This is a genomic window from Micromonospora sp. Utrum1 (assembly GCF_057197805.1).
The window spans coordinates 7,137,744-7,153,081 of sequence record NZ_CM170071.1; the positions used below are offsets into that span (position 1 = coordinate 7,137,744).

General features: G+C 73.2%; 13 protein-coding genes and 1 riboswitch. Of the genes, 3 read left to right on the plus strand and 10 right to left on the minus strand.

Features of this window, described 5'->3' with window-relative positions; all coding sequences use genetic code 11:
- Positions 1-37: 37 nt before the first annotated feature.
- The 3 genes from groL to AC0OLQ_RS33660 all read right to left on the minus strand — a co-directional run bounded on the left by groL (position 38) and on the right by AC0OLQ_RS33660 (position 3,620).
- The gene (groL, locus tag AC0OLQ_RS33650) at positions 38-1,660 is read right to left on the minus strand and encodes a chaperonin GroEL (RefSeq protein WP_091317388.1); all 1,623 of its coding nucleotides are present in this window, start codon (positions 1,658-1,660) and stop codon (positions 38-40) included.
- Positions 1,661-1,935: 275 nt separating this feature from the next.
- Positions 1,936-3,300 (minus strand): hypothetical protein, encoded by a 1,365-nt coding sequence (locus tag AC0OLQ_RS33655; RefSeq protein ID WP_484529476.1) that lies wholly within the window; start codon positions 3,298-3,300, stop codon positions 1,936-1,938.
- Positions 3,301-3,416: 116 nt separating this feature from the next.
- Complete coding sequence (locus AC0OLQ_RS33660; RefSeq protein WP_067305333.1) at positions 3,417-3,620, minus strand: cold-shock protein; 204 nt, start codon at positions 3,618-3,620, stop codon at positions 3,417-3,419.
- A 220-nt stretch (positions 3,621-3,840) separates the two neighbouring features.
- Between AC0OLQ_RS33660 and AC0OLQ_RS33665 the strand changes: the two genes are divergently transcribed.
- Positions 3,841-4,359 (plus strand): GNAT family N-acetyltransferase, encoded by a 519-nt coding sequence (locus AC0OLQ_RS33665; RefSeq protein ID WP_484529477.1) that lies wholly within the window; start codon positions 3,841-3,843, stop codon positions 4,357-4,359.
- Between the two features lie 178 nt (positions 4,360-4,537).
- Here the strand turns inward: AC0OLQ_RS33665 and paaN are convergent, their stop codons facing one another.
- The 4 genes from paaN to AC0OLQ_RS33685 form a co-directional block, all read right to left on the minus strand.
- A complete protein-coding gene (gene paaN, locus AC0OLQ_RS33670) occupies positions 4,538-6,211 on the minus strand; it encodes a phenylacetic acid degradation protein PaaN (RefSeq protein WP_484529478.1) in 1,674 nt (557 codons plus the stop codon).
- A 52-nt stretch (positions 6,212-6,263) separates the two neighbouring features.
- Entirely contained in the window at positions 6,264-7,283 is a 1,020-nt protein-coding gene (locus tag AC0OLQ_RS33675; RefSeq protein WP_484529479.1) for a GNAT family N-acetyltransferase, read from the minus strand.
- 295 nt (positions 7,284-7,578) lie between these two features.
- Positions 7,579-8,868, minus strand: a complete 1,290-nt coding sequence (gene thrC / locus AC0OLQ_RS33680; RefSeq protein ID WP_357334356.1) for a threonine synthase — start codon at positions 8,866-8,868, stop codon at positions 7,579-7,581.
- A 12-nt stretch (positions 8,869-8,880) separates the two neighbouring features.
- Positions 8,881-9,013, minus strand: a riboswitch (SAM riboswitch).
- Positions 9,014-9,100: 87 nt separating this feature from the next.
- Positions 9,101-10,066, minus strand: coding sequence for a DMT family transporter (locus AC0OLQ_RS33685; RefSeq protein ID WP_484529480.1), 966 nt, complete (start codon positions 10,064-10,066; stop codon positions 9,101-9,103).
- 90 nt (positions 10,067-10,156) lie between these two features.
- Between AC0OLQ_RS33685 and AC0OLQ_RS33690 the strand changes: the two genes are divergently transcribed.
- Both AC0OLQ_RS33690 and AC0OLQ_RS33695 read left to right on the plus strand, forming a co-directional pair.
- Positions 10,157-10,462 carry an ArsR/SmtB family transcription factor gene (locus AC0OLQ_RS33690; RefSeq protein WP_484529481.1) on the plus strand — a complete coding sequence of 102 codons (306 nt, stop codon included), beginning with the start codon at positions 10,157-10,159 and terminating at the stop codon, positions 10,460-10,462.
- A gap of 50 nt (positions 10,463-10,512) precedes the next feature.
- The gene (locus AC0OLQ_RS33695) at positions 10,513-10,872 is read left to right on the plus strand and encodes a hypothetical protein (protein WP_484529482.1); all 360 of its coding nucleotides are present in this window, start codon (positions 10,513-10,515) and stop codon (positions 10,870-10,872) included.
- Between the two features lie 71 nt (positions 10,873-10,943).
- Here AC0OLQ_RS33695 and AC0OLQ_RS33700 read toward each other — a convergent pair whose 3' ends face one another.
- From AC0OLQ_RS33700 to AC0OLQ_RS33710, 3 genes are all read right to left on the minus strand, one after another.
- Positions 10,944-11,393: a DoxX family protein gene (locus AC0OLQ_RS33700; RefSeq protein WP_484529483.1), complete on the minus strand. Its 450-nt coding sequence runs from the start codon at positions 11,391-11,393 to the stop codon at positions 10,944-10,946.
- 144 nt (positions 11,394-11,537) lie between these two features.
- Positions 11,538-12,416 carry an ABC transporter permease gene (locus AC0OLQ_RS33705; RefSeq protein ID WP_484529484.1) on the minus strand — a complete coding sequence of 293 codons (879 nt, stop codon included), beginning with the start codon at positions 12,414-12,416 and terminating at the stop codon, positions 11,538-11,540.
- Positions 12,416-15,286 carry an alpha/beta fold hydrolase gene (locus AC0OLQ_RS33710; protein ID WP_484529485.1) on the minus strand — a complete coding sequence of 957 codons (2,871 nt, stop codon included), beginning with the start codon at positions 15,284-15,286 and terminating at the stop codon, positions 12,416-12,418. Before AC0OLQ_RS33710 ends, AC0OLQ_RS33705 begins: the two co-directional genes overlap by 1 nt.
- Positions 15,287-15,338 lie beyond the last annotated feature (52 nt).

Here is a 15,338-nt window from a genome sequence, read left to right on the forward strand (position 1 = left end):
CGGCCCGCCCCCTTTCGGCGTACTGGTGGAGCTGGACTCAGAAGTCCATCTCCCCGCCACCCGGGCCAGCCGGGGCGGCCGGGGTCTTCTCCGGCTTGTCCGCCACGACGGCCTCGGTGGTGAGGAACAGCGCGGCGATCGAGGCGGCGTTCTGCAGCGCGGAACGCGTCACCTTGGCCGGGTCGATGATGCCCGCGGCCAGCAGGTCCACGTACTCGCCGGTCGCGGCGTTGAGGCCGTGACCCGGGTCGAGGTTGCGGACCCGCTCGACGACGACGCCACCCTCGAGGCCGGCGTTGACGGCGATCTGCCGCAGCGGGGCGTCCAGCGCGATCTTGACGATCTGCGCGCCGGTCGCCTCGTCGCCGGCCAGGTCCAGCTTGTCGAAGGCGGTCTTGCCGGCCTGCACCAGCGCGACGCCACCACCCGGGACGATGCCCTCCTCGACGGCGGCCTTCGCGTTGCGGACGGCGTCCTCGATGCGGTGCTTGCGCTCCTTCAGCTCGACCTCGGTGGCCGCGCCGACCTTGATCACCGCAACACCGCCGGCCAGCTTGGCCAGGCGCTCCTGCAGCTTCTCGCGGTCGTAGTCGGAGTCGCTCTTCTCGATCTCGGCCCGGATCTGGTTGACCCGGCCCTGGATCTGGTCGGCGTCGCCGGCACCGTCGACGATGGTGGTCTCGTCCTTGGTCACCACGACCTTGCGGGCGCGGCCCAGCATGTCGAGGCTGACGGCGTCCAGCTTGAGGCCGACCTCCTCGCTGATGACCTGACCACCGGTGAGGATGGCGATGTCGGCCAGCATGGCCTTGCGGCGGTCACCGAAGCCCGGCGCCTTGACGGCGACCGACTTGAAGGTGCCGCGGACCTTGTTGACCACCAGGGTGGCCAGGGCCTCGCCCTCGATGTCCTCGGAGATGATCAGCAGCGGCTTGCCCGACTGCATGACCTTCTCCAGGATCGGGAGCAGGTCCTTCACCGACGAGATCTTGCTGTTGACGATCAGGAGGTACGGGTCGTCGAAGACGGCCTCCATACGCTCCGGGTCGGTCATGAAGTAGGCGGAGATGTAGCCCTTGTCGAAGCGCATGCCCTCGGTGAGCTCGAGCTCGAGGCCGAAGGTGTTGCTCTCCTCGACGGTGATGACGCCTTCCTTGCCGACCTTGTCCATCGCCTCGGCGATGATCTCTCCGACGCTGGGGTCAGCGGCGGAGATGGAGGCGGTGGAGGCGATCTGCTCCTTGGTCTCCACGTCCTTGGCGAGCTTCAGCAGCTCCTCCGAGACGTTGGCCACGGCGGCCTCGATGCCCCGCTTCAGGGCCATCGGGTTGGCGCCGGCGGCCACGTTGCGCAGACCCTCACGAACCAGGGCCTGAGCCAGGACGGTCGCCGTCGTCGTGCCGTCACCGGCCACGTCGTCGGTCTTCTTCGCGACCTCCTTGACCAGCTCGGCGCCGATCTTCTCGTAGGGGTCCTCGAGCTCGATCTCCTTGGCGATGCTCACACCATCGTTGGTGATGGTGGGGGCACCCCACTTCTTCTCGAGCACGACGTTGCGGCCCTTGGGGCCGAGCGTCACCTTCACGGCGTCGGCGAGCTGGTTCATGCCCCGCTCGAGGCCGCGGCGCGCCTCTTCGTCGAACGCGATCATCTTGGCCATACGGCGTTGTCCTCCTGGACACTCACGGGCCACCCGAGGGTTCCCCGGATGGGCCGTCTGGTGTACGCACCTTGGGGACGTCGCCACCTGGCGACGACGACGTCTCCTCGGTCGGGCCGGACAGCCCGCGACGACCGGCCCCGTGCCGCTCCGGCGCCATTTCGGCACCGGCACGACCGTGGCCCTACCGCCCCGACCATTGGCACTCACCGTACGCGAGTGCCAATGACCTGTTTAGCACTCTCCCTTGCCGAGTGCAAGCACGACGTCCCCGCTCAGCCGAGTTCCGCGGCCAGTCGGGCGGCGTTCACCGGGCCTTCGTGGGCCCGCTGTTCGGCGTACGCGGCGACCAGCCCGACGAGCTGCGCCAGGTAGGCCGGGGTGGCCAGCACGGCGCTCACCACGGCCACGGCCACAGCGCCGGCGGCGCTGCCCGGAGCGGCCAGCGGGTCCATCCCGAAGATGAGCTGGTTGACCACCCCCAGCACGCCGTCCAGCACCGCCGCGGCGATCAGTGCGCACCCGACCAGCGCCACCCGGCCCAGCACCATGCCGAACCGCTGGTGGAACATCTGCCAGGCGCGGCCGACCGGCTCCTGCCGCTCGAACAGGTAGATCGGGCCGAACAGGGCGAACGCGCAGGCCGCGTAGAGGCCGGGCAGCAGGCAGAAGCAGGCGCCGACCGTGATCAGCAGCGAGACCACGAGGGTCCAGCCCCAGAGGCCGAGGGCGCGGCGCAGCCCGTAGCGGAGGGCCGCGCCGACGCCGACCGGCTCGCCGGCCGCCTGCCGGGCGACCACCCAGGTGCCGGCGGCCCAGCCGGTGCTCTGCAGCGGGCCGAAGATCAGGGCGGCGAGGAGCACCACGCCGTAGAAGGCGAAAATGTGCTCGAAGTAGCCGTCCGGCAGCACCGGGGCGCCGCCCGGGCCGGTGACCGGCTGGTCGGTCGGAGCGAAGGCGAGCGAGAGGACCGCGATCACCGCCGCCGGGACCGTCTGGGTGAGCAGCATGATCGGCAGGAGCTGTCGCCAGCCGCGCCGCAGCGCGCCCCCGCACCGGCTGAACCAGCCGCCGACGCCCGCGTGCGGCGGGGTCACCAGCGGGTCCTGCGGGTCGAAGCCCGGGTGCCAGCCGTACGGCTGGCCCGGCAGCGGGTAGCCCGGGTGGGCCGCGCCGGGCAGCGGAGCGCCACCGGCCGGCCAGGACCAGCCCTGCGGCGGCCCGGCCGGCGCCGCCGGGTCCCAGGGCTGCGGCCCGCCGGAGCCGGGCTGGCCGGGGGCGGCGAACCCACCGGCGCCGGGCGGCGGGCCGGGCTGGGCGAACCCGCCGGGGTTGGGCGGCCAGCCGGGCTGGGTGGGCGCGGCCAGGTTGGCCGGCCAGGCGGGCTGGGCCGGCGCGGCCGGGTCAGCCGGCCAGCCGGGCTGGGCCGGCGCGACCGGGTTGGCGGCCGGGCCGGGTTGCGCCGGCACGGCGGGGTAGGCGGATGGCGCGGACGAGCCGGGTTGCTCCGGCACGGCTGGCCGAACCGCCGCGCCGGGTTGTGCCGGCACGGTCGGGTCGGCCTGGGCGGGGGGCCGGCCCGGGTCGGTCGGGGTGGACGGCCCGGGCGCGGTGGAACCCGACGGGGGCAGGTCGGACATGAGCCCTCCTCAGCAGCGACGGCTGGAACGGCTCATGATCTTCCACGGCGCGGGCCGGCACCGCAGCCCCCTCGTCGGGGTGGAGCGGCCGCCGATCGGGCGGCGGCCACGAAAGATCAGGCGATGACGCGGACCCGCTCGGCCTGTGGGCCCTTCTGGCCCTGGGCGATCTCGAACTCGACCCGCTGGCCGTCGTCCAACGCCTTGTAGCCGTCCATCTCGATCGCGGAGAAGTGGACGAAGACGTCCTGCCCGCCGTCGACGGCGATGAAGCCGTAGCCCTTTTCGGAGTTGAACCACTTGACGGTGCCCTGTGCCACGGTGCACTTCCTCACTCTGCGCGGCGTTCCACAACCCCGGAGACCGGCGGACCGGCACCGGTGAGCCACCCATTCAGCGATCGGCGCCGCTGAATTGAGTGACCGAAATCGCACGCTACACGAGGCGTGACGACCGCGCACGACCACAAATCGGGCATATTCCGGTCACTCTCCGAGCCCGGCCGGGCGCGGGTACGGGCCCTTCCGGTATGCATGCCACATGACCAGCGCGCCCACCACGACAACCACCGTCCGCCGGGTCCGCCCGGCGGACGCCGCTCGGATGCGGGCGCTCCGCCTGGAGATGCTGGCCGACTCCCCGCTGGCGTTCCTGGAGACCGTGGCCGAGGCCGCCGCCCGGCCGCACGCCGACTACGCGGCCCGGATCGCCGCCGTCTCGCAGGGCGATCACAACGCCCAGTTCGTCGCCGACCCGGGCGGCCGCCTGGTCGGCCACGCCGGCGGCACGGTCGCCCCGGACGAGCCGGGGCTGACCGTGATCTACGCGGTCTACATCACGCCGCTCTGGCGGGGCAGGGGGCTGCTCGGCGCACTGGTGGACGAGGTGGCCGCCTGGTCCCGGGCGTGCGGTCGGCCGGAGCTGATGCTGGAGGTGGTGGTCGGCAACGACCGGGCCTGCCGGGCGTACGAGAAGCTGGGCTTCGTGGACACCGGCGTGCGCGTCCCGCACCCCAGGATCCCCGCCCTCACCGAACTCCAGATGCGCCGCCCAGCCTGACCCCACCCCGCTGACCGGGAACCCGACCCCGGGCAGCACGCCCAAGATCACCCCATCCCCGGCCGAGAGCCGAGACCACAACGACCAGGTCGGGTTTCCGAGGCAGGCCGCCTCGCGGAGGGATCAAGCCTGACCGAACGGAGCGAGGTGGTCTGCCCCGGAAACCCCCACAGCAAGATCAGACGTGCCGGCGGCTCTGCACGATCCGGAACCGGTTCGCCACGTACGCCCCGTCCGTCAGCGCCGAGTTCGCCGCCGGGTTCGCCCCCGAGCCGTGGAAGTCGGAGAATGCCGCCGACTGGTTGACGAACACCCCGCCGGTCAGGTTGCAGGACAGGTGCACCCCGGCGTCGATCGCCGCCGCCTCGGCCGCGTCCAGCACCGCCTCGTCGGTGGAGTAGACGCCGGCGGTCAGGGCGCCCTTCTCTCCGACCGTCGAGCGGAGGATCTCCAGGCTGTGCCCGGTCGAGTCGGTCGCGATGGCGAACGAGATCGGGCCGAACCACTCGCGGGAGTAGGTCGCGGTGTCGGTCGCGTCCAGCTTGACGACGGTGGGCGTCCGCACCACCGCGTCCGGGAAGGACGGGTGCGCCACGGTCCGCGACTCCAGCACCGGCTCGCCGACCTTGGTGACCTCCTCCAGCCGCTCCAGCACGCCGTCGTTGACGATCGCGCCGGTCAGCTCGACGCCCCGGGCCGGGTCGGCGGTGAGCTTGGCGACCGCTCCGGCGATGCCGGCGGCGACCTCGTCGAAGCTCTTGTGCCCCTGGTCGGTCTCGATGCCGTCGCGGGGGATGAGCAGGTTCTGCGAGGTGGTGCACATCTGGCCGCTGTAGAGGGTCAGCGTGAAGCCCAGGTTGCGGCACATCCCGGCGAAGTCGTCGGTGGAGTCGATCACCACCGTGTTCAGGCCGGCCTTCTCGGTGTAGACGGCGGCCTGCCGGGCGTTCGCCTCCAGCCAGTCGCCGTACTCGGTGGAGCCGGTGAAGTCGACGATCCGGACGGCCGGGTGCAGGGCCAGGGTCGAGGCGAGCTTCTCGCCGTCGGCCTCGGGGGCGAGCTGCACCAGGTTGGGGTCGAAGCCGGCCTCGGCGAGCACCTGGCGGGCGTACTTCACCGTGATGGCGAGCGGCAGCACGGCGCGCGGGTGCGGCTTGACGACCACCGGGTTGCCGGTGGCCAGCGAGGCGAAGAGCCCGGGGTACGAGTTCCAGGTCGGGAAGGTGTTGCAGCCGATCACCAGCGCCACGCCGCGCGGCACCACGTGGAACGTCTTGCTCATCCGCAGCGGGTCGCCCTTGCCGGCGGCCTTCTCCCAGCCGGCCGTGCCCGGGTGCCGGGTCATCTCGGCGTACGCGTAGGCGATCGCCTCCAGCGCCCGGTCCAGCGCGTGCGCGCCGCCGGCCTGGAAGGCCATCACGAAGGCCTGGCCGCTGGTGAACTGCACCGCGTTGGCCAGCTCGAACACGTTCTTGTGCAGCCGGTCGAGGATCTCCAGGCAGACCCCCACCCGGGCCTGCGGGCCGGCGTCGCGCCAGGCCGGCAGGGCGGCGGTCGCGGCGGCCACGAGCTGGTCGGCGGTGGCGTGCGGGTAGCGCACGTCGAGCGCCACGCCGAACGGGCTGGTCTCGGTGGCGACCGTGTCGCCGTCGCCGGCCTGGTCGAGCGGGAACTCGCCGCCCAGGTACGCCTCGAAGGCGGCCTTGCCGTCGGCGGCGGCGGTCTCGCCGTAGACCCGAGGGCTGGGCGACTCGGGATATGCGGACCAGTACCCGCGCTCCGTGATCGCGGTCAGCGCCCGGTTGAGGGTCTCGGCGTGCCTGTCGTACAGGGGGTGCGGGGTCTCCGTCATGCCCGCCATCATGCAACAGGTAGCCACCAGATCAGTAGGGGCGTGTCACAAGTCAGATCGTCAGCTGCCAGTCGGTGGAGCCGGCCGCCGGCCGGTAGCCGAGCTGCTCGTTGATCGCGATCATGTGGGTGTTCGCCGCCGCGTTGTAGGTGTCGATCACGCGCAGCTCCGGCTCGTGCGCCAGGGCGTGCTCCAGATTCTCGATCTTGGTGAGCAGCCCCAGCCGGTGGCCGCGGTGTGCCGGGTCGACGATGGTGATCTGCTGCCAGGCGTGCCAGGTGGTGTTGGCGGCCAGGCTGACCATGCTCCACGCGACCAGCCGGCCGGACGCCTCGTGCACCGCTCCGACGCTGTACCGGCGGACGCCGCGCGCGTCGAGCGCCCGCTCCGTGCCGCGGATCCGCTCGGCGTCGACCTTCTCCTGCTCCCATTCGAGGTCCCCGAGGGGCGCGTCCACCAGCAGCCGCCCCTCCAGGTAGGCGACGTCGGCGACGTACTCCTCGGGGGTGTGGTTCGACCAGCGGACCGTGCGGTAGCCGGCGGCGGCCGTGCGGGCCCCGGCGAGCAGGCCGGCCAGCCGCGGCCGGTCGAGCGCGGTGACGTCCAGCCGGCGGCGCACGTCGGTGAGCGCCGGCTTCGCATCGACGGCGGCGGCGAAGGCGGCACCGGGCAGCTCACGGCCCTCCTCCCCCGGCAGCGGGCTGACCGTCGAACCGACCAGCCGCTTGCCCCCGTGCTCCCGCAGCACCCGCAGGCCCTGCTCGTGCAGGGCGCGCCCCACCCCGCGTCGCCGGTACGCGGGGTCCACCACCAGTTCGACGCTGGCGTTCTCGGTGTTGTCGAGCGTGTGCAGGTAGAGGCGGAGCCAACCGACGGGCACCCCGTCGAGGCGCGCCACGCACCAGCGGGTGTCGACGCCCGGCATCGGGTGCCGCAGCGGCGCCTCGAACCGCCGCCGGCACAGCGGTGGGAGGTCCGGCTCGTCCACGACCTGGGCCGCGACCGCGGTCCGATAGACGGCGTCGAGGGTCGCCTGGTCGGCGGGGTCGAGGGGGGAGACGGAGATGCCCATGCCCGTGAGCCTGGCCCAGCCGACAGCGAAGGGGCCAGCGGTTTTCCGCCGGCCCCTTCGGACGTTGGTCGGGAGGGACGTCCGCACAACGCCTTCGGCGTTGGGTCGCAAGAACTTGAAAAGTCTCCGGCGGATGCCCTCCCGCACGGAGCATCTTGCGCCGTCCAATTCCTGCCGTCAAGTCCTTGTCGGCGCGTTTTCCACACTCACAGCGAAAAGCCAGTTACCCAACGGATCACCCCAATCCCCCGCCCGGGCGATCCGCCCTCCCCCGCACGGATGAGCCGAGGCGGGGTCAGGAGAGGAGGCCGGCGTCGCGGGCGGCGCGGAGGCTGGGCCGGATGCGGTGGGTGGGCCCGACCTCGGGGGCGACCGCGTCGAGGGTCTTGAGACCCTCGCCGGTGTTGAAGACGACGGTCTCCGCCGCCGGGTCGAGCCGGCCGGACTCGACCAGCTTGCGCAGCACGGCCACGGTGACGCCGCCGGCCGTCTCGGCGAAGACGCCGGTGGTCCGGGCGAGCAGCCGGATGCCGGCGCGGATCTCGTCGTCGTCGGCGTACTCCATCCAGCCACCGGTGCGGCGGACCGCCTCCAGCGCGTAGAGGCCGGCGGCCGGGTCGCCGATGTTCAGCGACTTGGCGATGCCGGTCGGCTTGACCGGCACGATGGTGTCGGTGTCTGCGTGCAGCGCGGTGGCGATCGGGTTGCAGCCGGCCGACTGCGCGCCGAACACCTTCCAGCCGCCGGCCGGCGCCTCGACCAGCCCGATCTCGACCAGCTCGGCGAACGCCTTGTCGATCTTGGTGAGCAGCTCACCGCTGGCCATCGGGATGACCACCTGGGCCGGGATCCGCCAGCCGAGCTGCTCGGCGACCTCGTAGCCGAGGGTCTTCGAGCCCTCCGCGTAGTAGGGCCGCACGTTCACGTTGACGAACGCGGTGTCCTCGAACTCGTCGGTCTCCACCAGCTCGCCGCAGAGCCGGTTCACGTCGTCGTACGAGCCGTCGATGGCGACCAGGTCGCCGCCGTAGACGGCGGTGGTCACCACCTTGCCCTGCTCCAGGTCGCTGGGGATGAAGACCACCGAGGGCACCCCGGCCCGGGCCGCGTGGGCGGCCACCGAGTTGGCCAGGTTGCCGGTCGAGGCGCAGGCGTAGCGGGAGAAGCCGAGCGCCCGGGCCGCGGTCAGCGCCACCGAGACCACCCGGTCCTTGAACGAGTGGGTGGGGTTGCCGCTGTCGTCCTTGACCCAGAGCGGGGCGGTGATGCCCAGTTCGGCGGCGAGGTGCGGGGCGGCGACCAGCCGGGTCAGCCCCGGGTCGAGCGTGACCCGGGTGGCCGGGTCCTGGCCGGCGGGGAGGAGGGCGGCGTACCGCCAGAGGTTCTTCGGGCCGGCCTCGATCTGCTCGCGGGTGACGGCGGCCAGGGCGGCGGTGTCGTAGTCGACCTCCAGCGGGCCGAAGCACTCGTAGCAGGCGTGCTGGGCGGCCAGCGGGTAGCGCGCGGAACAGGCGCGACAGACCAGGGCGCGGGCCGGGCTGAGGCTGGTGTCGATGCCGGAGGCGGCGGGAAGCGTCGACGTCATGTCGAGGGTTTCCTCTCATCTTTCCCCGCATCGCCGGGTGCGGCGGGGACGGAATTGGCACCTGCCCGCGGTCGCTCGTCGTCGAGCACGCGGGTGGTTGCCGGGGCGTCATCGGGCCGTATCCCTCAGCCCCTCTGGATGAGGTATTCAGTTGTACCGCCGAGTCTATGCGGGCGCCGGGGCGGTGCCGAGCCGGGTTCCCACGGTGTGAGCCACCGGCCCGGCATCCGGGTCAGCGCGCGACGACCGCGACCGGCTCGATCACCGCGGGGTGGTCGGTCACCGCGACCGCCGCCGGGGCCGCGGGCGCCTTCCGGGTACGGGTCGCCAGGTTCGCCGTCACCAGGGCGGCGATGGTCAGCGCCGCGCCAGCCACTTCCACCGCGCCGGGCCGGTAGCCGCGCAGGATCTGCACCGCGAACGTGGTCACCGGAACGAGGTTCATGAACAGCGCCGCGTCGGCCACGCCGAGCCGGCGGATCCCGGTGTTCCAGGCCAGCACCGCGAGGACCGCGGCGACCACCACGGCGTACGCCAGTTGCGGGGCGACCGCGACGAGGTCGGCGGCGGCCGGCGCGTGCTGGAGGCCGGTGAGGTCGGCGACGGCGCTGGCGGCGAGCATGGCGAGCAGGCCGGCGACGGAGGTCAGCGTGGTGTAGCGCAGCGGCGACCACTCGGGGAAGCGGCTCGCGCCATGGGTGTAGACGGCCCAGCCGAGCACCGCGCCGATCATGAGCAGCCCTCCGACGCCGAACTGGTCCAGCCCGTCGAGCCGGCCGCGGGTGATCACCAGCCCGACGCCGAGCAGGGCGACCAGGGAGAGGCCGAGCAGCGCCGGCCGGGGGCGTACCCCGTCCCGCACCCAGCGGACGAGCTGCGTGACCAGCGGGGTGCTGGACGCGAAGAGGGCGATCTGCTGCGGGGTGGCGTGGCCGAGGGCGAGGTTGGTCAGCACGTTGAAGCCGGCGAACCCGAGCACCCCGAGCAGCACCACCTCGGTCGCGCGCCGCCGCGCGCGCAGGGCGCCCCACCCCTCACGAGCCAGCAGCAGGACGAGCAGCACGGCGGTGGCGAGCAGGTAGCGGGCGGTGGTCAGGTTGAGCGCGTCCACCCGGGTGAGCGCGCTGGCCAGCACGGGGAACATGACGCCCCAGCTCACCACGGCGAAGAGTGGGAAGGCGGCGTGACGGGAACGCATCGCAGCTCCAATGTTCGAGTACCATCGAACCAACGACGCCGACTCTAGGAGGTTGTTCGACGAATGTCGAACATGGGTTACGCTGGTCACATGGAGCTGCACGAACCCGAACTGCGCGACGTGCCGATCACCGCCGTGCTGGCCGCGCTGGCCGACGACGTCCGGCTGCAGATCGTGCGCGCCCTCGCCCAGGGCGGCGAGTACGCCTGCGGCACCTTCGAGTTCGGCGTCTCCAAGGCGACCCGCAGCCACCACCTCAAGGTGCTGCGAGAGGCCGGCCTGACCCGGACCCGGGTCGCCGGCACCAGCCGCTACGTGCGGCTGCGCCGCGACGAACTGGAACGCCTCTACCCCGGGCTGCTCGACGCGGTCCTCGCCGCGCCCGCCCACGCCTGACCCCGGTGTTCGAACAGCGCACGGCGGCCACCGGCGGGAATGATCGCCGGATGCGGACGGCGGCGGCACGGATCGGGCCCCTGGCGGGCGCGGTGCTGCTCGCCGCCTGCGCCCCCACGCCGACGCCCGACCGCGCATCGAGCGAATCGGCCCGGCCGACCGCGGCCGCCGACACCGCACCGCCCGCGCCGGCCTGCTCGCCCGAGGGGATCCGCATCACCGAGCTCGGGGTGGACGCCGCCATGGGCCTGCGGGCGATGGGCCTGGAGCTGGACGGGCCGATCGACCTCGGCAACACCGGCCGGCTCGGGGTGAGCGCCTGGAAGCGGGACGACCGCCCGTCCTCGACGCAGCCACCCGCACCGAGCGGCCCACCCTCCTCGTCACCCACCCCCGACAGCCGCCTCTGAAGTCGCCCCCACCTTGGCAGGAAGCGACCCCGGGGGGGTGGCCTCCCACCAAGGTGGCTGGACGGGTGGGGTCAGGCCGGGACCGAGGGGCGCACGGCGGGGCCGGCCTCGGTGGGCATTCCGCGGCGGCGGGAGAGCAGCGCGTCCAGCGCCCAGTTGCCCGGGCCGAGCACCGCGACGAGCAGGAACGACCAGGAGAAGAGCGCGGCAAGCTCGCCGCCGTTCTGCAGCGGCAGCGGGTGTTCCGGCTGGTGCACCACGAAGTACGCGTACGCCATCGAGCCGGAGGCGAGCAGCGCGGCGGGCCGGGTGAGCAGGCCGACGAGCACCAGTGCGCCGCAGACGAGCTGGATCAGCGCGGCCCACCAGCCTGGCCACTCGGCGAACGGGACCGCCTTGCCGGTCATGGTGTTGCCACCGAGGACGCCGAAGAGCGACGCCGCTCCGTGGCAGAGGAAGAGCACCCCGGTGACCATGCGGAACAGGGCGAGTACGGGGCCGTTCAGCTGTGCCGGAACCATCGTTGACCTCCAGGGACGGATGTGGACGTGGTCCCAGGATGGCCGACGATTTAATCGAAGTTCATAAATTCCTTATTGCCGGGATGAGAACGTGGGAACGCTCCCATGATACGGGCGCCCGTCCATCCGTGGGGGTCGCTCGACTCAGCTCGTGACGTCCTTGCGGGTGAACCGCCAGAAGGCCAGGCCCCAGAACAGCGTGGCGTAGGCGATCGCCGAGATGGCCCCGCGTACCACGTCGTTGGTCTGCACCGGCGTGGAGAGCAGGCCCAGCCAGGCGCTGCTGAAGTGGGTGGGCAGGAACGCGCGCAGCCCGCCCAGCGCGGTGATCTGGTCGAGGATGCTGGACAGGATCCAGAGCAGCACCGCCCCGCCGACCGCGCCGAGTGCGGCGTCCGTGGTCACCGAGAGCAGGAACGCCAACCCGGCCACCACCAGCAGCACGATCGCCAGGTAGCCGAGCACGCCGAGCAGGCGGACCAGCCCGTCGGCCGGGGCCAGCTCGGCGGAGACCTGGCTGCGCAGCGGGGACCAGCCGTACCGCAGGGTGCCGGCGAGCAGCGCGGTCCCGGCGAGCAGCACCAGCGCCAGCGCCGAGTACGCGAGCGCGACCAGCAGCTTCACCGTGAGCAGCCGGGCCCGGGGCACCGGGATCGCCAGCAGGTAACGCAGGCTGCCCCAGCTCGCCTCGCTGGCCACCGTGTCCCCGCAGAACAGGGCCACCACGACGACCAGCAGGAAGGACGACGACACGAAGATCGAGAAGAGGGTGAAGTTCAGCCCGCCCGAGGTGGCCAGGTCGACCAGGCTGCTGAACTCGTTCCGGCCGTTCCGGTCGTCGTCGCCGGAGTCGAACTGGAACGCGATCAGGATGATCAGCGGGAGCAGCACCATGAAACCCAGCGCCAGTTGGGTACGCCGCCGCGACGCCTGCCGCCGGAACTCCGCCAGGAACGGCAGGGTGGCCGACGGCCGGTAACCGGTTGCCGCCCCGACCGGTCCCACAGAAGACGACTGAGCCATCACCGGTCCCCGCTTCCCCGAGAGTTCTCGCCGACCAGGGCGAGGAACGCGTCCTCCAGGCGCCGCCGGGGCACCACCCGGTCCACCCCGATGCCGGCCCGGACCAGCTCGGCCACCACCTCGCTGCGGGCGGTGCCGTTGGTGTCCACCACCAGGCCGCCGTCGCCGTCGGGCAGCACCCGTACGCCGGCCAGCCGGTCGAGCACGGTCCGGGCCGCGTCCGGGTCGCTCACCTCGAACAGCACGCTCGGCGACTCGCCGACGATCTCCTCGACCGGGCCGGACGCCACGATCCGCCCCTTGTTCACCACCACGGCGTGGGTGCAGGTCTGCTCCACCTCGGCCAGCAGGTGGCTGGAGACCAGCACCGCCCGGCCGTCGGTGGCGTAGCGCTGGAGCACCCGGCGCATCTCGGCGATCTGCGGCGGGTCCAGCCCGTCCGTCGGCTCGTCGAGCACCAGCAGTTGCGGCAGGCCCAGCATGGCCTGCGCAATGGCCAGCCGCTGGCGCATGCCGTGGCTATAGTTCTTCGTCCGCCGGTGCACCGAGTCGCCCAGCCCGGCGATCTCCAGCGCCTCGTCGAAGTGCGCGTCCGCCCAGGGCCGGCCGGTCGCCCGCCAGTAGGCCCGCAGGTTCTCCAGGCCGGACAGGTGCGGCAGGAAGCCCGGCCCCTCGACCAGCGCACCGATCCGGGAGAGCACCGGCGAGCCGGGCACCAGCCGGTGGCCGAAGACGTAGATCTCGCCGGCGGTGGGCTGGGTCAGCCCCATGAGCACCCGCAGCGTGGTGGTCTTGCCGGCGCCGTTCGGCCCGAGCAGGCCGACCACCTGGCCGGGGTGCACCTCGAAGTCCACGTCGGAGACGGCGACGAAGCCGTCCGCGTACTCCTTGCGCAGGTTGCGGACGGCGAGCGGGACGCCCGCGTACGCCGGGTGGACCGAGCTGTCCTGGCGGCGGTGCCGGCGGCGGGCGACCAGGACGACCACGACGAGCCCGAGCGCGATCGCGGCGAGCAGGCCGACCAGCACCCAGCGCCAGATCGTGGCGGTGGTGGGGATGGGCGTGGCCTCGACCGTGGGCAGCACCAGCGGGCCGTCGCCGAGCGCCACCGTGTGCACGGTCGGCTCGGCCGGGGTGGCGTACGCCTGGTCGGAGGTGGCCACCACGACCCGCAGCCGGTGCCCGGCCTCGACCCGGCGGACGATCGCCGGGAGGGTGACCGTGACCGGCCGGGCCGCCTCGACGGTGCGCGGCAGGCCGGTCAGCCGGACCGGCGCGACCAGGCCGTCCGGCAGCGTGGCCGCGCCCTGCGGGTCGACGTCGTAGAGCTTGACGAAGAGCACCGCCTCGCCGGTCGCGGAGGCGACCCGGATCCGCACGGTCGGCGCGCCGACCACGTCGACCGGGTCGGCCAGCGGCGCGGACTCGAACCGGGCGTGCTGGCCGGGGATGTCACCGGCCACCCCGTCCAGCAGCGAGCCGAGCGCACCGGCGAACGGCACCGACGAGATCGCCGCCGGGTTGCCGTTCGGCGGGTTGGCGACCGGCTGGGCCGGCCCGGCCAGCGTCACCTCGCGGCGGCCCTGCCCGGTCACGCCCGGGTAGTCGGCGGTGCGGTAGCCGGTCGCGACCAGCCCTCGGTCGAGCGCGTCGAACCCGGCGATCCGGGAGAAGGTGAAGGTGTCGCCGGGTACCTCTCCCTCGCCCTTGACGTAGTGGTCGAGCCACTGCGCGGTCAGGAACTTCACCCGGTCGGAGTCGGAGGTCGGTCCGGTGCCGCCGTCGTGGCCGCCGGTGAACCAGGCGACCCGCACCGGGGTGCCGGCGGCGGCGATGCCCCGGGCGTTGGCGTCCGCCTCGGTGAGCGGGAAGAGGGTGTCCGCCTCGCCCTGGACCAGCAGGGTGGGTGCCTTGATCCGGTCGAGCACCCCGGCCGGCGAGGAGCGGCGCAGCAACTCGACCGCCTGGGCGTCGGCCCGCCCGGTGGTGGCGATCCGGAGGTACGCGGCGCAGACGTCGGCGGCGAACCGGCCGCAGGACGGGTCGGCGGCGCCGGCCGGGGCGTGACCGGGGCCGGTGCCCGGACCGGCGCCGGGCTGCGGGCTGGGCGCGCCGGCCGACGCCGGGGCGCCCTCCGGCTGGGTCGCGGTGGCACCGGAGAGCCCGGCCGGGCCGGAGCCGGCGTTGCCGCCGCCGCCGAAGAAGATGCCGGCCCAGCCCTTCTTGAACACACCCTCGGTCGGGGCCTTGCCGGTGCTCTCCGGCAGGAAGGCCCGGGACAGGTCGTTCCAGGTGATCATCGGGACGATCGCGTCGAGCCGGCGGTCCTGCGCGGCCAGCAGCAGGGCCAGGCCGCCGCCGTACGAGCCGCCGACCACGCCGACCCGGGGGTCGCCGGCCCCGTCGAGGCGGATGTCCGGCCGGGCCGCGAGCCGGTCGAGCAGGCCCTGGGCGTCCCGCACCTCGTGGTCCGGGCTGTCCAGGTGGATCTCGCCGCCGCTGCGGCCGAACCCGCGGGCGGTCCAGGTGAGCACCGCGTATCCCCGGGCGACCAGGTCCTCCGCGTCGGAGCGGACCGACTCCTTGGTGCCACCGAAGCCGTGCGCCAGCAGCACCGCCGGGACCCGGTGCCGGGCCGAGGCGTCGCCGGGCAGGAAGAGCGTGGTGTCCAGGTCGACCGGCTGGTCGCCGGCCGGTCCGGAACGGACGGTCACCAGGGCCGACTCGGTCCGGAAGTCGGAGCGCTGCGGGCGGACCGCCCAGACCAGGGCGGCGGCCACCAGGACGACCACCACCGCCGCGGCGACGACCCGGCGAGGGCGGCTGGCCAGGGCGCGCCGGATCCGCGCGACGGGCAGCGGTGATCTCATGCGGGACACGGTACGGGCCGCCGGCTGAGCGTTCCCTGAGATCCGCCGTACG